The sequence below is a fragment of the Nitratireductor sp. B36 genome (assembly GCF_020833685.1).
Classification (GTDB): Bacteria; Pseudomonadota; Alphaproteobacteria; order Rhizobiales; family Rhizobiaceae; genus Nitratireductor.
The window spans coordinates 308,376-326,189 of record NZ_JACKZY010000004.1 but is presented as its reverse complement, the minus strand read 5'-3'; the positions used below and the strand labels follow the sequence as shown (position 1 = coordinate 326,189).

Here is a 17,814-nt window from a genome sequence, read left to right as displayed (position 1 = left end):
CGGACCTTTCTGCCTTGGCGAGGCTGCGCTTCCTGACCACAGTCGATTTTTTCCCCTTCAACTATCTGGACGCTGAAAACCGTCTCAGCGGGCTTCATGTCGATCTCGCGCGGGAGATTTGCGCCGAGCTTGAGATCATGGAGCGTTGCCAGGTCCAGGCTCTACCCTGGGATGAGCTCGATACAGCCCTCGAGAACAGACAGGGCGAAGCGATTATCGCGGGGATGGCGATCACAGCCGAAAATCGAGAGCGCTACCTGTTTTCACGCCCTTATCTGCGCTTTCCTGCACGGCTTGTCACGCGACGCGGAGAGAAACTGACTGAACCGCTTCACACGGCCATCGCCGGCAAACGGGTTGGTGTTCTCGGCGCCAGCGCTCACGAAATGCTGTTGCGCGATCTCTTTCCAGAGGCGCAGAGTGTCGTTTACAGCCGGACCGGCTGGCTGTTCGACGATTTGAAATCGGGCCGTATCGATGCCGTCTTCGGCGATGGGGTAAAACTGAGTTTCTGGCTCGCGGGCCAGAATTCCGAAAATTGCTGCACTTTTGCGGGTGGACCGTATCTCGCGCCCGAATATTTGGGGCAGGGTCTGGCGATCGCCGTACCACGCGATATGCCTCAACTTGCGCAAGCCATTGATTTCGCCCTCCACAGCATCAATGCGAGCGGTCGTTTCACCGATATCTATCTGCGCTATTTTCCTGTTGGTTTCTACTGACCCCGACCCAATGAGCGGAATGGCAGCGCAAGCATCCAGACAAGGGTCGCGGTAAAGGCACCACGATAGGCGGAGAGCCCGATATCCATGCCTTCATGGCCCCGCTTCGGTTGGGCGATGTAGGTGCCAAACAAGCGGTCCCAAAACGGGAAATTGAAACCGTAATTGGAATCCGTCTCCTGCCTTATCGTAGAATGATGGACCCGATGCATATCCGGGGTCACCACAAACCTCCGGACAAGGCGATCAAGCCTGAGCGGAAGCTTCACGTTCGAGTGGTTGAACATCGACATGCCATTCAGGACGATTTCGAACAACAGAACGGAGAGAACTGGCGCGCCAAGAAGAACCACAATGATCGCCTTCCATACCATCGACAGAAGGATTTCGAGCGGATGGAAACGCAGACCTGTGGTCACGTCAAAACCATTGTCGGCATGATGCATGCGGTGAATACGCCACAAAACAGGAATTTTGTGACTTGCCACATGTTCGAGCCAGACCGCAAAATCCAGCACGACAAACGAGATCAGTCCCGCGAGAAGCGGATCGATGGCCACAATGCCGTGGAAGAGCCCCATGCCGCGGGTTTCCGCCCAAAGCGCAGCGCCCACGGCTGCCGCCGGGAAAACCACCCTTAGCATCACCGAAGAGATGAGAACCATGGAGAGGTTGGCAAACCACCGGCGCGATTTCAGCGCGCCTGTCATTTCCGGCCGTTCCAGACGTGGCGACCACAACTCGTAAAGCCCCATGGCCGCGAATATGCCGATGAAAGCGAAAAGACGGATTGCTGCTTCGGAGAACAGAAACGAGGTCATGGCGCCATTATTCCGCAATGCCGATCAAACGCCAGTCACATGCGCTTGAGTGGGCATCACGTCAGGCAAGTACCCGTTTGCGGGCCTGAACCGTTCGTTCGATGGCGGCGGCCACGAGCGGCTCCAGATGCAGCCGGCTGCGCACGATGTGGAGCATGCGCTTTTCTTCTGGCTCCACATGCATGTCGGCAGCCGCGACCTCGACCGCCAGCGCATAAGCCGTGTCGTGCAGTTTCGCCGGCACGGTGTCGCGAACCGCATTCAGGATACGCTCGAGCCCGCTGTCTTCCTGAAGTATCTGCTGACACTGGCGCGCCACTTCGATAATGCGGTTGTCATCAAAATCCCTGAATACCGGCCAGGAGCGAATCGTGTCTCCGATAATCGCCAGCTCCGCATCGGTCATGTCTCGGTCAGCGGCCGACATGACAACCATCAAATAGATCAGGGCTTCCTGGGCGGTCGGCTCGGCCATATCAATCTCCGCTGGCAAAACAATGGAGCCTGAAGGTAGGTAGCCGGGCGTCATGTCGCAATGAAAAATCGCCGCTTCGATTGACGCACCGCCTGAGCCGCCTTACAGGCATTGCTTTTGATGAAACCCGAACCCTGGAAAGCGACATGACGACGGCAAGCCAAGACGCGCTTGAATTGACGCCTGAAGTGATGGAGGCCGCAGCCGAGAGCAAAGCATGGCCCTTCGAAGAGGCGCGCAAAATCGTCAAACGCTACGAAGGCGGCAGCTTCCCTGAAACCGTCCTGTTTGAAACCGGCTACGGCCCTTCGGGCCTGCCGCATATCGGCACCTTCGGAGAGGTGGCCCGCACCTCCATGGTGCGGCACGCGTTTCGCGTGCTTACCGAGGGCAAGGTCAAGACCAAGATCTTGTGCTTTTCCGACGACATGGACGGGCTGCGCAAGGTCCCGGACAACGTGCCCAACAAGGAAATGCTGCGCTCCCACCTGGGCAAGCCACTGACTCAGGTGCCGGATCCGTTTTCGAACGAATATCCATCCTTCGGTGCCGCCAACAATGCGCGGCTGCGCGCTTTCCTCGATCAGTTTGGCTTCGACTACGAGTTTGCATCCTCGACCGAGTATTACGCTTCGGGGCGTTTTGACGAAATGCTCCTCACCATGCTCGAGCGCTACGACGCGGTGATGGACATCATGCTGCCTTCGCTGCGCGAGGAACGGGCGCAGACCTATTCGCCCTTCCTGCCGATCCATCCGAAGACGGGCGTGGTGATGCAGGTCCCACTTGAGGAGCGAAAGGTCGATGCAGGCAGCATTGTCTGGCGCGACCCCGAGAGCGGCGAACTCTTCGAAACGCCCGTGACCGGAGGCCATTGCAAGCTGCAGTGGAAGCCCGACTGGGCGATGCGCTGGGCGGCCCTGGGCGTAGACTATGAAATGTCCGGCAAGGACCTGATCGACAGCGTCAAGCTGGCGGCGCAGATCTGCACGGCACTGGGCAAGGCGCCGCCGGAAGGCTTCAACTACGAACTGTTCCTGGACGAGAACGGTCAGAAGATCTCCAAATCCAAGGGCAATGGTCTGACCATCGACGAATGGCTTTCCTATGCGCCGACCGAGAGCCTTTCGCTCTACATGTTCCAGAAGCCGAAGGCGGCCAAGAAGCTCTATTTCGACGTGATCCCGCGCGCGGTGGACGAGTATTACACCTTCCTGTCAGCCTATGACCGTCAGGACTGGAAGAACCGGCTCGGCAATCCCGTCTGGCACATTCATGACGGCAATCCGCCGGCCACAGAACTCCCTGTTCCATTTGCGCTGCTGCTCAATCTCGTCAGCGCATCCAACGCGCAGAATACGGATGTCCTTTGGGGCTTCATCTCTCGCTATGCGCCCGGTGTCACACCGCAGACACATCCCGAGCTCGACCGCCTTACCGGCTACGCGCTGCGCTATTTCGAGGATTTCGTAAAGCCATCCAAGGCATTCCGTGCGCCTGATGAGGTCGAACGAGAAGCACTGGCCGGGATCAACGATGCCCTTGCCGCCCTGCCCTCGGATGCCGACGGCGAAGCGATCCAGAACGCCATACTGGATGTGGCCCGCGGCATCGAGCGCTATCAGGACCACAAGCGCAAGAGTCCGAATGGGGGCCCCGGTGTTTCGGTTGCTTTCTTCCAGATGCTCTACCAGGTCCTTTTGGGTCAGGAACGAGGCCCGCGCTTCGGCTCCTTCGCAGCACTTTACGGGATCGCGGAAACGCGTGCCCTGATCACTGCAGCGCTGGACGGCGGGCTGTAGGCGAAGTCGTCCGCAGCGCCAGATCAGGAACCAGACGGCCCGCCGCTGAAGATGCCCTTGCCGGCATCGCGGGCCGCCTTTTCCTCTTCCGCGTAAGGGCCTTCCGCCTGGGACAGCGCCCAGCCGTTTTCCACCAGCCACGTCCCGACATCATAGCCTGCAAGCGAACAGCGCATCGGCCTCTCGCTCTCTTCCCCAGCGGCCGCCTCTTCTGCATTCTCCCCAATGTGGCACTCCACTGCGCGCCCGCGCAACCAGTACCGAAACGCCGTACGGGCACGCTTGCCACAGGGCCAAGCGCCGCCATCCGTTGCATCACAGACCTGATCGGGAGCGATGACGCGGATGCCGGCAACGGTGATGGTGTGTCCCTCGGATTCAAACATTCCCGCGGCGATTGCGATCGGCCGATAGTAAAGCGTGTCCTGAGGCTTTGGTTCAGGTGCGGGCGCTCCCAGCTCACTCAAGGGTGTGCGCGGCTCTGTACGCTTCAATCCGGTGGCATCGATTGGGGGTGGGGCCACGAGTTCGGGCGCGATGATACGCGGCTGCCGCGAGTCCTGAGCTGCTGCGGAACCAAGCCCCAGGGACGCAAGCATCACGGCGGCGACCATAAGCCGAATGCGGCGACGCACCGGCCCGCGCATCACTGACTTGCCCAGATGATGCGTGCCATCCATTCCATCTGCGATTTTTCCAGAACGCGATTGGGATGATCCGGATTGAGCGAAAGCAGTTCCACCTGCCGGTTCGTCTGACGCAAAAGAACCTTTGCCATCACCTCGCCATCGGCAGTCTTGACCACCACGCGATCGCCACGGCGCAGGCGCGCGGTCGGGTCCACGATCAGCGTATCGCCGTCGCGATACAACGGCATCATGGATTCGCCCTGCACCTGGAGCGCGTAGGCTCCCTCATGTGCCGGCCCAGGCAAATCGACATGCTCCCAACCTTCTCCCAACGGAAAACCCGCATCGTCGAAAAACCCGCCTGCTCCGGCCTGTGCAAAGCCAATCAGGGGAACGCTGGATGAAGGCTGTTCATAGGGTTCGGATGGTTTGCCCTCGTGCTGTAACAGCGCGACAAACTCCCAGATCGTGGTGCCGGTCGCCTCCATGATCTTCGATAGGGATTCTGTCGAAGGCCAGCGCGGGCGGCCATCCGCCGAAAGCCGCTTGGATTTGTTGAAGGCAGTCGAATCCAGACCTGCCTTCCGGGCCAAGCCGGAGGCGGAAAGCGAGTGACGCACAGCCAGTGCGTCTATGGCTGCCCAAACCTTGTCGTGCGAAAGCACGCTACCCATCCTTCCGGGACCTTGGAAACAGGAAAAAATACCTGTTTCTTGTTTTACCGCTGGTTCTGGAACTTGTCCATAAACCCATGCTTGCCTACTGGAGGCAATATCCCGGGCTCAGCTCGGTTCCGGCATCAGTATCTGCCCGAGAAGCCCTAGCGTGGCGCGCGCTTGGCAAGAATACGCTGCAAGGTGCGCCGGTGCATGTTCAACCTGCGCGCCGTTTCCGAAACATTACGATCGCACATTTCATAGACCCGCTGGATGTGCTCCCAGCGCACCCGGTCGGCGGACATGGGATTCTCCGGGGGCGCCACCTTTTCACCGGCTTGCCGGGTGAGCGCCGCGTAAATGTCGTCTGCATCAGCTGGCTTTGCCAGATAATCGACCGCACCGAGCTTTACCGCAGTGACGGCAGTCGCAATATTGCCATAGCCTGTAAGGATGATCGTACGGGAATCCTTGCGCTTTTCCCGGATGGTGGCCACCACGTCCAGACCATTGCCATCGGCAAGCCGCATGTCGACAACGGCGAAAGCGGGCGGGGCCGCCTTGGCGCGCGCGATGGCTTCTTCCACGCTTTCAGCCGTTTCTACCGTGAAGCCACGGCTCTCCATCGCCCGCGCCAAACGCGTCAAAAACGGTTTGTCATCATCGACGATGAGAAGGGAGCGGTCTTCACCCAGGGCCGCTTCCGGGTCTTCCACGGTGTTGCTTGTCATATCCAGCACGTTCAGCACATTAATTTTCCTGGAATGTTTCTAACCGAAATCTGTCAGCTTTCCAATTTAGGACTCTTTTCGCCTGAATCCAGATTGTCCTCCGGCACGACGAAGATCGAGCGCGGCCAGATGACTTCTGCAAATGCACCCTTGCCCTTTTCGGCGAGATTGCCGAAGCGGATCTGGGCGCCGGAACGCTCAAGGAGAGTCTTGGCGATGAAAAGCCCAAGTCCCAACCCGCCACCACTGCTGCCATCGGACGAGCGCTTCGACATATAGGGCTCACCGATCCGATCCAGGATTTCAGCAGGGAAGCCGTGGCCGTCATCGACCACAAGAAGCCCGACAGTGTCCGCGTCCCAGTGCCAGCGGATGGTGACGCTTTCCCGCGCGAAATCCACCGCGTTTTCCACCAGATTGCCCAACCCGTAGATGACGCCCGGGTTGCGTCGTCCCACCGGCTCCGGCCCTTCCGTCGCGCCGGGCTCCAGGCGGATTTCGATGCCGAAATCACGGTGCGGGGCGGCTGTTTCCTCGATCAGCGACGTAAAGGGCTGGCGCGCCATATGGGCCTCGCCTTCCGACGACAGGCTGGTCAGCTGACGCAGAATCTCACGGCATCGTTCGCTCTGCGTGCGCAGCAGGGTAACATCTTCGCTAAAGCGCTCGTCCTTACCGAGAGCACGCTCCATCTCACGCGCCACAAGGGCGATGGTGGCCAGCGGAGTGCCGAGCTCGTGGGCAGCGGCCGCCGCCAGACCATCCAGTGCAGAGATGTGCTGTTCGCGCTGCAGCACCAGTTCTGTAGCGGCAAGCGCATTGGCCAGAAGCCGGGCTTCCTTCGCCACCCGATAGGCATAGACCCCGGTGAAGGCGATGCTCGACACCACGGCAATCCAGACGCCGATGATATAGACGAGAGGCATCACCAGTTCTGTGCCAGGAAACCACGGAAGCGGCCGATGGAAGACGGCGAGCGCTGTGGTCAGGGCCACCACGAGAGAGCCGAGAAGTGCGGTCCATCGCAGCGGCAGCGATGTCGCCGAGATCACGACAGGCACTGTCATAAGAAGCGAGAACGGGTTTGTGAGGCCGCCCGTCATGTACAACAGACCGGCAAGCTGGAAAGCATCGAAGGTGAGAATGCCAAGCGCTGCCAGAGGCGCCAGCCTGTGTGCGACCGAATAGCGAATGGCCAGATGCACATTGAGCCATGCGGAAGCCGCGATCAGCGCGAAACAAAGGCCGACCGGCAGCGGAAAATCGAGCCCGAAGGCGACGACGATCACCGCTGCACTCTGGCCAATGATGGCCAGCCAGCGCAGTTTGATCAACGTGTTGAGCCGCAGGCCGTGGCTCGGATCGTGGGCCCTGATATCTTCAAGCATGGCGGGGTTATGGGGGAAGTCCGCCCGCACTCCAAGCGTTATTTTTTACGCGGTTTGGCGCGATGTGTCGCGGCTGCATTCGCCGGATCTTCCGGCCAAACATGCTTCGGATAGCGCCCGCGCATGTCGGCGCGTACATCCGACCACGAGCCAGCCCAGAAACCAGGCAGGTCACGCGTGGTCTGGATCGGCCTATGGGCAGGCGACAGAAGCTCGAGCTTCAGCGGGATGCCATCGGCGACTGTTGGATGTTCTTTCAGGCCGAAAAGCTCTTGCACGCGGATCGCCAGCACCGGCCCTTCCGCCTCATATCGGATGGGTACGCGGCTGCCCGAAGGCGCATCGTAATGGCTGGGCGCCATCTGGCTGATGCGTCTTTGGAACGCGTGCGGCACCAGCGAAGTCAGCCCTTCGCGCAAGCTGTGAGACGCCAGCTTTGAAAGCGACGCTTCTCCCGTGAGAAAAGGGAGAAGCCAATCGTCAAGCCGTTCAAGAAGGGCTTCATCCGACATGTCCGGCCAAGGGGCGCCTTTCGCGGTGTGGAGCCACGCAAGCTTGGATCGCAGGGCGTTTGCCTCCCTGTCCCAAGGCAGAAGCGAAAGGCCGTTGGCCCTGACTGCCTCGACCATGGCACGGTCGGCCTCGGGGCCTGATGGCAATGGCAGCGCCTGCTCGGCGAAAATCAGCGCGCCCAGACGGCGGACGCGTCGCTGCCGCAATGATCCCGAGGCCCGGTCGAAGCGCGTCTCCGTGATTTCCTCGACCTGATCCCCAAGCGCGGCAATGATCTCGTCTTCCCCGATGGCGGCGGCCTGGGCAATGCGCGCGTTCTGGGCTCGCCCCTGGAGATCAGCCACCACGAGATAGTCAGCACCGGCAAGCCGCTCGTCCGGTGCCACCACGCCGCCGCGCCCATTGACCATCACGAAATGCCCATGCGCGCCGCGTGCCCTGGCAACGCGGTCCGGCCAGGCGTGGATGAGCAGGCGGCCCGCAGAGACGGCACTGCCGGAGCGCGCGCCACCTGCGGTCCTGGCGAGCCGCGCGGCCAACCCGCGCGCCTGTTCCGCTCTCGCGCCCTTTTCCCGGCGGAAGCGCTGCAGCCGTTCATCCAGATCGGTGGATCGACCACCCAGCCCGCGCTCGGAGAGTAGAACCGCGAGTTCCGCTGCGGCAAGCGCATGACCATCTTCAGCCGCACGCGCCACCATATGCGCCAGCCGCACCGGGAGTGCGAGTTGGCGCATGGCCTCGCCCGACGGTGTGAGACGAGCGCTCGCGCCCAATGCTCCGAGCCGCTGCAAAAGGCTGCGCGCTTCGGCAAGCGCCGGGGCCGGCGGGGCATCGAGAAAGGAAAGCGACGCCGGGTCGCTGACGCCGAAGGCGGCGCAATCGAGCAACAGGCCCGACAGATCCGCCTCCAGAATTTCCGGCGGCGTGAAGGCGGGCAATGCCGCTGTCTGTTCGGCGCGCCAAAGACGAAGCGCGATGCCCGGCGCGGTGCGCCCCGCGCGGCCCGCCCGCTGATCGGCGGAAGCGCGCGACACGCGCACCGTTTCAAGCCGCGTCAGACCCGTTGAAGGCTCGAATTTCGGCAGGCGCGAAAGGCCGCTGTCGATCACCACCCGCACGCCGTCAATGGTCACCGAGGTTTCAGCAATGGCCGTGGCCAGAACCACCTTGCGCCGACCTTGGGCGGCGGGCCTGATGGCATCATCCTGGGCGCGCCCGTCGAGACCGCCATAAAGCGGTGTGATGTCCACATCGGCGGGCAGCCGTCCGGCAAGGCGTTCCGCCGTTCGCTCGATCTCGCGCTGACCGGGAAGGAAGGCGAGCACACTGCCCTCCTCCTCCGCCAAAACCGTGCGCACCGCCCGCGCCATCGTGTCCTCGATGGCCTCGCCAGCGGGCCGTTCCGCGTAGCGAAGTTCAACCGGAAAGCTGCGTCCCTTGCTCTCGATCACCGGCGCATCGCCGAGAAGCGCCGCCACCCGCGCGCCATCGAGCGTGGCGGACATGACCAGAAGCCGCAGGTCCGGCCGCAGTGCTGCCTGCGCATCAAGCGCCAGTGCCAGCGCGAAATCACCATCGAGCGAGCGCTCGTGGAACTCGTCAAACAGCACCGCCGCGATGCCGGAAAGCTCCGGATCATCGACGATCATGCGCGCGAGAACGCCTTCCGTCACCACGAGAATGCGCGTTCTGGCGGAAATCTTCCGCTCCATGCGCATCGCGTAGCCGACGGTCTGGCCCGGCTCCTCACCAAGGATCGCCGCCATGCGCCGGGCAGCCGCCCGCGCGGCAAGCCGGCGCGGCTCCAGAAGCACGATGCGCCCAGCAGATGCCCATTCAGCCTCCAGAAGCGCAAGCGGCGCAAGCGTCGTCTTACCTGCTCCCGGCGGCGCGACCAGCACTGCCTTGCCCTGCGTCTCCAGCGCCGCGCTCAGCGCCGGCAGCACTTCCGTTACCGGCAGGTCGGGAAGTTCAAGTCTCTCCATCAGGCGCCGATCCGCACGATGTCGCCACCAGCCGCCTCCGCATCCGCCGCGTCATGCGTCACCAGAAGCACCGGCAATCCGCTTTCGCGTGCTTTGGAAAAGACGAGTTCACGGGTCTGCGCGCGCAGGTCCGCATCGAGCTTGGAAAAGGGCTCGTCCAGAAGCAGGGCGCGGGGTGCGGAGGCGAGCACGCGTGCCAGCGCCACACGCGCCTTCTGACCACCGGAGAGCGTTGCCGGGTCGCGCGCCTCAAGCCCCGCAAGGCCCACGCCCTCAAGCGCCTGAGCGACACGCTTAGCCCGCGCCTCTCGCCCGCGCAGCGTTTCGGGCAGCGCGAACATCAGATTGGCACCGACGCTCATATGCGGAAACAAAAGCGGGTCCTGAAATAGCACGCCCATATGCCGGTCCTCGGGTTTGAGCGCCGTTACCTCGGTTCCATTGACAAAAACCCTGCCGCGCGCCGAAAAAACCGGATCGAGAAACCCGCCAATATAGGCAAGCAGGGTGGACTTCCCCACACCCGAAGGCCCCATTACGGTCAACACGCTTCCGGGCGCGACCTTCCTGGTAAGCGAGACGATCTCTCGACCTTCCAGCGTAATCGTTACCCCATCGATGAAGAGCCCTGGTTCCGCCAATTCCATTTCCGTTCAAACATGCATGTCGCGATACCGGCGGAATATCAGCGCCGGCACGATCGTGGCAACGGCAAAGCCTGCGGCCGGCAACACCATCTGCATGAAGGCATAGACACCGATCACACGACGATTGCCGCCCGAAGCGAGCGCCACGGCCTCGGTGGTGATGGTTGTCAGTCGGCCTGCTCCCACCAAAACGGTGGGCAGATAAAGCCCGACAGAGACGGAGAACCCAATTGCGGCGACCGCGAGCAATGGCCGCGCCAGCATCGGCAGGCGGATCTGAAAGAACCGCCGCATCGGCCCCTTGCCGAGCCCCGCCGCGATCTGATCATAGCGACGATCGAAGGCCCGCCACGGGTCTCTCAAACTCAACCAGGCATAGGGCAGAACAAAGACGAGATGCGCGAAGACAAGTGCGGTCCACGTGGCCTCGATACCTGCGAGAATGAAAAGCAGTTGAAGCCCGAACAGAAAGGCCACCTGCGGTACGAGCAGCGGCAGATAGAGCACGGTGAGTGCCCCCCGCCCCGGCGGTCTCGCGATCTGGTCCTCTCGTGCGAAGCAAAGTATGGCAAGCACCACGGCGATTATCGTGGAGACGAGCGCAACCGACAGCGTGGTCGCCAACGGCTCCATGAGATTGGGCAAGACGCGCATCCAGTTGCGCAGTTCGAACCGCGCCGGCAGAACGTCCGGGTACTGCCATAGCCCAGCAACAGACCAAAGCGCGAGCGCCGCGATGCCGGCAAAGATCGCTCCCGCCGACGCGAGCATCACGGCCAGCGCGCCGAGCCGCAGAGCTCTATCGCGTCGAAACCGGCACCCGGCACAGGCAAGACGCTCGCGCACGAGCGCGCCAAGTTTCTCCACGCCGATCCAGATGGCGATTGCCAACGCCGTGACACCCAGTTGCAGAATGGCGCCTGCCGAGGCGAGAAAACGCATGGAGAGGTCCGGGTCGTTCATCCAGGTGACGAGCCGCACCGCGAGCGGCGCCGGTGTTGTGGGGCCCAAGATGGCGGCGACATCCACCACCGAGGTGGCGAATGCTATGACGGCGAACACAGGGAGACGTATCTGCCGATAGATGGAGGGCCATAGGCCGAATGCGAAGCCGGAGATGCGTCCGTATCCCATTGATGCGATCAAAGCCCGCATGCGCTTCGGCTTGACCTGCGGCAGTGCTGCCAACGTGACGAGCAGCAGGAACGGAATTTCTTTCACGATCAGTCCTGCCATCATGGAAAGACCAAGCGGGTCGTGCACGATCAGGAGGTCGGGTGGACGCTCCCAACCGGTCAGCTCCGGCGAGAGAACGCGCGCGATCAAGCCGGACGGCGCGATGAGGAAAGCCAGCGCGAATGCGGTGGCCGCGTGGGGCACGGACAGGAGCGGTGACAAGAGATGCTGTATGCGCGCAAACATGCGTGTGCCGCCCCATGCGGCCGTGAAAAGCATCACGGTCACAAGTGAAAACGCGGCTGTGACGAGCCCGGTCGCAAGGCTCATAAGCGCCGACATGAGGATGGCAGGCTCTGCGAACAACCTTCGAAACGGCTCGAGGTCAAACGACGTTCCGCCCAGGGCCGGCAGATAGCCGAAGGCCGGCAGCAACGTACCGGCCAGGCCGAACACCACCGGAACCGTCAGGAGCCCTATGGCGAGAATGGGACCGAGGTGCGTCAGCATGGGCCCCAGGACCTGAGCTGCGACCGTGGCACCCGCCCAGCGAACAGACTAATTGCCAACTCCATAGCGGCGCTTCCACTCGGTTTCGATGCGCTCCATCCAGCTTGGGTGTGGCTCATCCAGCGCCGGGCCTAGTTCTTCAGGCCGCAATGTTGCAACGCCGAGATCGATGGCATCGAAGCGGGCACGGTCTTCCGGTTGCAGCTTGTGGATTGCCAGCACCGTCGGATCACCCCAGACAGCGGGGTCCTGCTTGCGGGCCTGGGCCTGTGGTGACAACAGGAAATTGGCTGTGACCAGCGCACCTGCCTTGGCCGGCGCATTGTAAGGGATGGTCAGAAAATGTGTGTTGGAAAGCGTACCGCCGGGAAAGGTAAAGGAGCGCACCGTGTCCGGCAGTTCGCCGTTGGCGATGGCGTTTGAAGCTTCAGCCGGGTTGAAAGCGAAAATGATGTCGAGTTCGGAATCGGCCAGAAGCTGCTTCATCGCCGGGTAATTCTGTGGGTAGGCACGGCCTGAACGCCACATGACAGGGTTGAGCTCGTCCAGATAGTCGAACAGAGAACTGGTCACCTGGTCGAATGTTTCTTCATCGACCGGCTTCTGGAGCATTTCGGGATTTTCGACAGTTTCGGCAAGCACCTGTTTCAAAAACGAAGTGCCTATGAAGTCCGGCGGCTGCGGGTAGGAAAAACGTCCCGGATTTTCCTTTGCCCATTTCAACAGACTGTCCGAGTCCTGCGGCAGGTCGCTCACCTCGACGCGGGCTGAATCATAGAAGAAGACGAGCTTCGCCATGCCCCACGGACTTTCCAGTCCCTCGACAGGAACGGTGAAATCGGTGCGAATGGTCGGCTTGTTTTCGACATCGACAAAGGCCCAGTTGGGCAGCTTCTCCGCCCAGCCAGGAGACAGGATCAGCCCCTGCCGTTTCATGGCGGCGAAATTCTCGCCATTGATCCAGATGAGATCGACCGTCCCACTCTCATCGCGCCCGGCGGCTTTTTCCGCCACCACGGTGGCCACCGCGCTTGCGGTGTCCTCAAGCTTCACGTGTTTGAGCGTGACGCCGTAGCGTTCCTTCAGTTCCGCACCGGCCCACTCGATATAGGCATTGATGTTCTGCGACCCTCCCCAGGCGTTGAAATAGACTGTTTCGCCGCGTGCATCTGCGAGAACGGAAGCCCAGTCGTCAGGACTGGGGTCGCCCTGACCAGCGCTTGCTGAAATGGCACCGAGCGCCAGAATGGCCGTTGAAAAAACAAGTGACCTCACGCAAATCCCCTGACTCGCCCAGAATTGAAATCTTGACGATAGAGCACGTGGGCTCTTTGCAAATCAACGCAAACCACCTCGCGCTACGGTCACTTCACGGTGAGCGTCAGGTGAAACGAGGTATCAGCCGCCAGCCTCTGTCCCCGCTCCAGGGATGTGCAATTCAATCCGGTCGGCGGCGAAACGGGTCTCGGAATACTGCACGGGAGAGCCCTCGGTGTCGACATTGATGGCGATGGTGACGAGGACGATTGCACCGGGCGAGAGCTTCAGGTCCTTCAGGTCACCGGTGTCGGCGTGCCGCGCCGTTACGGTCGTGCTCTGACGAAGGTAATCGACAAGCCCCAGTTTCCTGAACGACGCGGTGATCGAGCGCGTGCCCTCAAATGCCTCCGCCATGCCGGAAAACCGGTGCGCATCAAACCAGCTTCTGGCCCGGGAGACCGGCCGCCCGTCAGCATGCGAGCGTGTTTCAAGCCGGATAACGGGCGAGCCAGGAGCAAGCTTCAAAGCGCGCGCGACATCAATCGGTGCCGCTTCCACCGCATGATCGAGCAGGTCGGCCGCCAGCCCGCGCGACTGGCCGGCCAATCCCTCGGAGAAGCGCGTGCGATTGCGGATGGGATAGGCAAGCCGCTTTCGCCCCTCCACGAAGGTGCCTCGCCCCTGCTCGGCTCTTAGAACGCCCTCCTGCACCAGAGCTGCAATGGCGGTGCGCACCGTGTGCCGGTTCACACCAAACCGTTCGGCCAAAGCCATCTCGGGGGGCATACGCCCCTCGCTGCCAAGCGTCCCTTGGCTGATCTCGCGCCGCATACGGTCGGCGATCTGCCGCCAGAGTGCGACACCACTGCGTCGTTCGATTATCGCTTCGGCCATCTGCACCGCTTTTCTACCTGCTTCGCCCGCATTGTCATCAACACGTCATGGACACTCGATAGGCAGGAGTCATAATATGTTTGGTTGTCTAGAACAATAGACAAATTCAGCGATGACGAGATTGGATCCATCATGGTCTCACGACAGGAACGACAAGCCCTTACCGAGCAACGCCGCGAAGCCATGGCAATATTGGCAATGGCCGGTGGATCTGAGCTGCTTGCGCTTTGGAAAGAAGCCGGGCTTCCCGAGGACGCCAAGACGCTTCGCGGCCCGGAAACCGGGCTCGTGACTGTGCGCGGGCGCATGGGAGGGGGCGGGGCGCCGTTCAATTTCGGCGAAGCCACCGTCACACGCGCCACCGTCAAGCTGCCCTCAGGAGAGGTTGGGCACGCCTATGCACTCGGCCGGGAGAAAATGAAGGTGCGGGTCGCCGCACTTATCGATGCTCTGAGGCAAAAACCGGATTTTCAGGATCAGATCGAAGAAAAGATTCTCGCACCCTTGCGTGCGCGCCAGACCGAGGCCGACGCCCAGCGACGCGCTGAAACGGCTGCCACCAAGGTCGACTTCTTCACCATGGTTCGGGGAGAGGACTGATGCTTGATTCCATCGCCATCGAAGGCGGCTTCCAGAAGCCGGTGTTTGACGCACAGACCGTTTTTCGCGCGATCATGCAGGCCATGGCAGAGCCGGGCACGATCCACCGGGGAATGGCGCTCGCCAAACCACCCGCCCCGCTGACGCCGGAGGCAGCCGCTGTCGCCCTGGCCCTTTGCGACCAGGACACGCCGGTCTGGCTCGATTCATCGCTTGCCGCAGAGGACGCCGTCCGTGCATGGCTCGCATTCCACACCGGCGCGCCGCTTGCGAACACACCAGCCGATGCGCATTTCGCCTTTTCCGCCGATCCGGAACACCTGATCGGGCTCGAGAATTTTGCTCAGGGCTCACAGGAGTATCCGGACCGTTCCGCCACGCTCGTTCTTCAGGTAAGCGACCTTTCGGGCGGTGAGGGCCTGGTTCTCGCCGGGCCCGGCATCGAGAGCGAGGCGCGGCTCGCACCCCATCCCATGCCGCGCCATTTCATCCGCCAATGGGCACAAAACCATGCCCGGTTTCCCCGTGGCGTCGACCTCATTCTGGTCAGCCGTAAGGGCCTTGCAGCCCTGCCCCGCTCCACCCGCATCACCAGCCAGGAGGCCTGAGCCATGTATGTAGCCGTCAAGGGCGGCGAAGCCGCCATCCAGAACGCGCACCGGCTTCTGGCCGACCGTCGGCGCGGTGACCGCAATCTTCCCTCGATCACGCTCGAACAGATCGCCAGCCAGCTTTCGCTCGCCGTCGACCGTGTCATGTCCGAAGGCTCGCTTTACGATACGGGCCTTGCAGCGCTGGCCGTCAAGCAGGCACGCGGCGACATGATCGAAGCGATCTTCCTTCTGCGCGCCTATCGCACCACCCTGCCGCGCTTCGGCTATACGCGTCCGGTCGACACGGCGGCCATGCTGGTGGAGCGGCGCGTCTCCGCCACCTACAAGGATCTGCCCGGCGGGCAGCTTCTCGGCCCCACCTTCGATTACACGCACCGTCTGCTTGACCCGGAACTGGCCGAAGACGCCGAACCGGCAACACCCGAGGCGCGCAGCGAAGCCGAAGAAGCCATGCCGCGCGTGTCCGACATTCTCGCCAATGAAGGCCTGATCGAGGAAGACGGCTCCCTGCCGGAAGACCGCGAACCCGGTGACATCACCCGCGAGCCGCCGGAATTCCCCATGGAACGCGACCAGCGCCTCCAGGCGCTTTCACGCGGCGACGAGGGTTTCCTTCTGGCGCTCGGTTATTCCACCCAGCGCGGCTATGGCCGCAACCACCCCTTCGCCGGCGAAATCCGCATTGGCGAGGTGGAGGTGGAGATCGATGTGCCGGAACTCGATTTCCCGCTCACGCTCGGTCGCATCCGCGTCACCGAATGCCAGATGGTCAACCAGTTCAAGGGCTCGAAGAAGGTGCCGCCGCAGTTCACCCGCGGCTACGGGCTGGTGTTCGGCCAGTCGGAGCGCAAGGCCATGGCCATGTCGCTGTGCGACCGGGCGCTACGCGCGGGCGAGCTGGACGAAGACATCACCGCACCGGCGCAGGACGAGGAGTTTGTCATTTCGCACTGTGACAACGTGCAGGCGACCGGCTTCGTCGAGCACCTGAAGCTGCCGCACTATGTCGATTTCCAGGCCGAGCTCGGTCTGGTCCGCCAGATGCGTCGAGAATATGAAGAGGGTCAGAAGGACAAGGTCACCATGGCGGAGGCCGCCGAATGACCTCAGTCGCCACCGCAATCGCCGCCAGACCCGCCGTCGTAGCCGCCGGGGATATGGTCGTCATTGCCGGTTCTGTCCGTATGCGCGGCGCGCCAGATCAGGATGGCAAAGCCGATGCAAAGAGCGACGATTCCGAGACTCTCGATCGTTTTGATGTCCGGCATATCCATTCGGAAGCTCCATCAAAGGCTGTGACCACCCCTACACCAAAACCCCTAACAGAACATTGGGGCCTGTGATGAACGAGATTGCCCAGTACAACTTTGCCTATCTGGACGAGCAGACGAAGCGCATGATCCGCCGCGCGATCCTCAAGGCCATCGCCATTCCCGGCTATCAGGTGCCCTTCGCCAGCCGCGAAATGCCAATGCCCTATGGCTGGGGCACGGGCGGCGTGCAGGTGACAGCATCGATCATCGGCATGGACGATGTGCTCAAGGTCATCGACCAGGGTGCGGACGACACCACCAATGCCGTCTCCATCCGCGCCTTCTTTCAGAAGGTCGCCAATGTGGAGGTGACCACCCACACCGCCGACGCCACCATCATCCAGACGCGCCACCGCATTCCCGAGGAACCACTGAAAGCCGGTCAGGTGCTCGTCTACCAGGTCCCGATCCCGGAGCCGCTGCGCTTTCTCGAACCGCGCGAGACCGAAACGCGCAAGATGCATGCGCTTGAGGAATACGGCCTCATGCATGTGAAGCTCTACGAGGACATCGCCCAGCACGGCCACATCGCCACCACCTTCGCCTACCCGGTCAAGGTCGAGGGGCGTTACGTGATGGACCCCTCGCCGACGCCGAAATTCGACAATCCGAAAATGCACATGTCGAAGGCGCTCCAGCTTTTCGGCGCAGGGCGCGAGAAGCGCATCTACGCCGTTCCGCCCTACACGCGGGTGGAAAGTCTCGACTTTGAGGATCATCCCTTTGAGATCCAGACCTTCGATGAGCCCTGCGCACTGTGTGGCGGCACGAATGTCTATCTCGACGAAGTGGTTCTGGATGACCGCGGCGGGCGCATGTTCGTCTGCTCCGACACCGACAATTGCGAGGCGCGCCGCGCCGAGGGCCATCGCGGACATCTGTCCGGCGAAGAGGCTGCGACATGAGAATCGACAGCGCATCGATGACAGCGCCGCGCAACGCCCCTCACCCTCACCCTCTCCCCGCCAGCGGGGAGAGGGGGCCTTGATGTTGGCGCCTGGATCGCGGCCATCCTCCTTCTCCCCGCTCGCGGGGAGAAGGTGCCGGCAGGCGGTTGAGGGGCTGCGCAAACTTTTGA

General features: G+C 62.0%; 18 protein-coding genes. 6 read left to right on the top strand and 12 right to left on the bottom strand.

The features are described 5' to 3' along the window. Positions 1-14: 14 nt before the first annotated feature. Positions 15-722 (top strand): transporter substrate-binding domain-containing protein, encoded by a 708-nt coding sequence (locus H7H48_RS17850; protein ID WP_229450412.1) that lies wholly within the window; start codon positions 15-17, stop codon positions 720-722. On the opposite strand, the gene H7H48_RS17845 is transcribed toward H7H48_RS17850, so the two are convergent. Together H7H48_RS17845 and H7H48_RS17840 are read right to left on the bottom strand one after the other, a co-directional pair. Beyond that, positions 716-1,543 carry a sterol desaturase family protein gene (locus H7H48_RS17845; protein WP_229450411.1) on the bottom strand — a complete coding sequence of 276 codons (828 nt, stop codon included), beginning with the start codon at positions 1,541-1,543 and terminating at the stop codon, positions 716-718. The genes H7H48_RS17850 and H7H48_RS17845 overlap by 7 nt on opposite strands. A gap of 61 nt (positions 1,544-1,604) precedes the next feature. Beyond that, positions 1,605-2,018 (bottom strand): tellurite resistance TerB family protein, encoded by a 414-nt coding sequence (locus H7H48_RS17840; protein WP_229450410.1) that lies wholly within the window; start codon positions 2,016-2,018, stop codon positions 1,605-1,607. A 146-nt stretch (positions 2,019-2,164) separates the two neighbouring features. Between H7H48_RS17840 and H7H48_RS17835 the strand changes: the two genes are divergently transcribed. Next, positions 2,165-3,820 carry a lysine--tRNA ligase gene (locus H7H48_RS17835; protein ID WP_229450409.1) on the top strand — a complete coding sequence of 552 codons (1,656 nt, stop codon included), beginning with the start codon at positions 2,165-2,167 and terminating at the stop codon, positions 3,818-3,820. A 23-nt stretch (positions 3,821-3,843) separates the two neighbouring features. Here the strand turns inward: H7H48_RS17835 and H7H48_RS17830 are convergent, their stop codons facing one another. The 9 genes from H7H48_RS17830 to phnF form a co-directional block, all read right to left on the bottom strand. After that, entirely contained in the window at positions 3,844-4,500 is a 657-nt protein-coding gene (locus tag H7H48_RS17830) for a thermonuclease family protein (RefSeq protein WP_229450407.1), read from the bottom strand. After that, positions 4,467-5,114: a helix-turn-helix transcriptional regulator gene (locus H7H48_RS17825; RefSeq protein ID WP_229450406.1), complete on the bottom strand. Its 648-nt coding sequence runs from the start codon at positions 5,112-5,114 to the stop codon at positions 4,467-4,469. Before H7H48_RS17825 ends, H7H48_RS17830 begins: the two co-directional genes overlap by 34 nt. Before the next feature lie 155 nt (positions 5,115-5,269). After that, positions 5,270-5,836, bottom strand: a complete 567-nt coding sequence (locus H7H48_RS17820; protein WP_229450641.1) for an ActR/PrrA/RegA family redox response regulator transcription factor — start codon at positions 5,834-5,836, stop codon at positions 5,270-5,272. Between the two features lie 53 nt (positions 5,837-5,889). Further along, positions 5,890-7,224 carry an ActS/PrrB/RegB family redox-sensitive histidine kinase gene (locus H7H48_RS17815; RefSeq protein ID WP_229450405.1) on the bottom strand — a complete coding sequence of 445 codons (1,335 nt, stop codon included), beginning with the start codon at positions 7,222-7,224 and terminating at the stop codon, positions 5,890-5,892. A gap of 38 nt (positions 7,225-7,262) precedes the next feature. Then, positions 7,263-9,722: an ATP-dependent helicase HrpB gene (gene hrpB / locus H7H48_RS17810; RefSeq protein ID WP_229450404.1), complete on the bottom strand. Its 2,460-nt coding sequence runs from the start codon at positions 9,720-9,722 to the stop codon at positions 7,263-7,265. Further along, the gene (locus H7H48_RS17805) at positions 9,722-10,369 is read right to left on the bottom strand and encodes an ATP-binding cassette domain-containing protein (RefSeq protein WP_229450403.1); all 648 of its coding nucleotides are present in this window, start codon (positions 10,367-10,369) and stop codon (positions 9,722-9,724) included. Before H7H48_RS17805 ends, hrpB begins: the two co-directional genes overlap by 1 nt. A 6-nt stretch (positions 10,370-10,375) precedes the next feature. Then, positions 10,376-12,055, bottom strand: coding sequence for an ABC transporter permease (locus tag H7H48_RS17800; RefSeq protein ID WP_229450401.1), 1,680 nt, complete (start codon positions 12,053-12,055; stop codon positions 10,376-10,378). 48 nt (positions 12,056-12,103) lie between these two features. After that, positions 12,104-13,330, bottom strand: coding sequence for an ABC transporter substrate-binding protein (locus H7H48_RS17795; RefSeq protein WP_370633418.1), 1,227 nt, complete (start codon positions 13,328-13,330; stop codon positions 12,104-12,106). 123 nt (positions 13,331-13,453) lie between these two features. Then, a complete protein-coding gene (gene phnF, locus H7H48_RS17790; protein ID WP_229450399.1) occupies positions 13,454-14,209 on the bottom strand; it encodes a phosphonate metabolism transcriptional regulator PhnF in 756 nt (251 codons plus the stop codon). Positions 14,210-14,341: 132 nt separating this feature from the next. Between phnF and phnG the strand changes: the two genes are divergently transcribed. From phnG to H7H48_RS17775, 3 genes are read left to right on the top strand one after another with little or no spacing between them, the layout of a single operon-like run. Beyond that, positions 14,342-14,809, top strand: a complete 468-nt coding sequence (gene phnG, locus H7H48_RS17785; RefSeq protein WP_229450398.1) for a phosphonate C-P lyase system protein PhnG — start codon at positions 14,342-14,344, stop codon at positions 14,807-14,809. Beyond that, the gene (gene phnH, locus H7H48_RS17780) at positions 14,806-15,417 is read left to right on the top strand and encodes a phosphonate C-P lyase system protein PhnH (protein ID WP_229450639.1); all 612 of its coding nucleotides are present in this window, start codon (positions 14,806-14,808) and stop codon (positions 15,415-15,417) included. Before phnG ends, phnH begins: the two co-directional genes overlap by 4 nt. A gap of 3 nt (positions 15,418-15,420) precedes the next feature. Beyond that, positions 15,421-16,527 (top strand): carbon-phosphorus lyase complex subunit PhnI, encoded by a 1,107-nt coding sequence (locus H7H48_RS17775; RefSeq protein WP_229450396.1) that lies wholly within the window; start codon positions 15,421-15,423, stop codon positions 16,525-16,527. 2 nt (positions 16,528-16,529) lie between these two features. Here the strand turns inward: H7H48_RS17775 and H7H48_RS17770 are convergent, their stop codons facing one another. Next, a complete protein-coding gene (locus tag H7H48_RS17770) occupies positions 16,530-16,697 on the bottom strand; it encodes a hypothetical protein (protein WP_223004681.1) in 168 nt (55 codons plus the stop codon). Positions 16,698-16,765: 68 nt separating this feature from the next. On the opposite strand from H7H48_RS17770, the gene H7H48_RS17765 reads away from it, so the two are divergent. After that, positions 16,766-17,641, top strand: a complete 876-nt coding sequence (locus tag H7H48_RS17765) for an alpha-D-ribose 1-methylphosphonate 5-phosphate C-P-lyase PhnJ (protein ID WP_229450394.1) — start codon at positions 16,766-16,768, stop codon at positions 17,639-17,641. The last annotated feature ends 173 nt before the right edge of the window (positions 17,642-17,814 follow it).

What these genes read in the sequence shown, in the direction of transcription:
- H7H48_RS17840 (WP_229450410.1), bottom strand. Translation starts at nt 2,018, where the DNA reads ATGGCCGAGCCGACCGCCCAGGAAGCCCTGATCTATTTGATGGTTGTC.
- H7H48_RS17770 (WP_223004681.1), bottom strand. Translation starts at nt 16,697, where the DNA reads ATGGATATGCCGGACATCAAAACGATCGAGAGTCTCGGAATCGTCGCT.
- H7H48_RS17830 (WP_229450407.1), bottom strand. Translation starts at nt 4,500, where the DNA reads ATGGATGGCACGCATCATCTGGGCAAGTCAGTGATGCGCGGGCCGGTG.
- H7H48_RS17845 (WP_229450411.1), bottom strand. Translation starts at nt 1,543, where the DNA reads ATGACCTCGTTTCTGTTCTCCGAAGCAGCAATCCGTCTTTTCGCTTTC.
- H7H48_RS17815 (WP_229450405.1), bottom strand. Translation starts at nt 7,224, where the DNA reads ATGCTTGAAGATATCAGGGCCCACGATCCGAGCCACGGCCTGCGGCTC.
- H7H48_RS17820 (WP_229450641.1), bottom strand. Translation starts at nt 5,836, where the DNA reads ATGACAAGCAACACCGTGGAAGACCCGGAAGCGGCCCTGGGTGAAGAC.
- hrpB (WP_229450404.1), bottom strand. Translation starts at nt 9,722, where the DNA reads ATGGAGAGACTTGAACTTCCCGACCTGCCGGTAACGGAAGTGCTGCCG.
- H7H48_RS17775 (WP_229450396.1), top strand. Translation starts at nt 15,421, where the DNA reads ATGTATGTAGCCGTCAAGGGCGGCGAAGCCGCCATCCAGAACGCGCAC.
- H7H48_RS17800 (WP_229450401.1), bottom strand. Translation starts at nt 12,055, where the DNA reads ATGCTGACGCACCTCGGTCCCATTCTCGCCATAGGGCTCCTGACGGTT.
- H7H48_RS17765 (WP_229450394.1), top strand. Translation starts at nt 16,766, where the DNA reads ATGAACGAGATTGCCCAGTACAACTTTGCCTATCTGGACGAGCAGACG.
- phnF (WP_229450399.1), bottom strand. Translation starts at nt 14,209, where the DNA reads ATGGCCGAAGCGATAATCGAACGACGCAGTGGTGTCGCACTCTGGCGG.
- H7H48_RS17805 (WP_229450403.1), bottom strand. Translation starts at nt 10,369, where the DNA reads ATGGAATTGGCGGAACCAGGGCTCTTCATCGATGGGGTAACGATTACG.
- H7H48_RS17835 (WP_229450409.1), top strand. Translation starts at nt 2,165, where the DNA reads ATGACGACGGCAAGCCAAGACGCGCTTGAATTGACGCCTGAAGTGATG.
- phnG (WP_229450398.1), top strand. Translation starts at nt 14,342, where the DNA reads ATGGTCTCACGACAGGAACGACAAGCCCTTACCGAGCAACGCCGCGAA.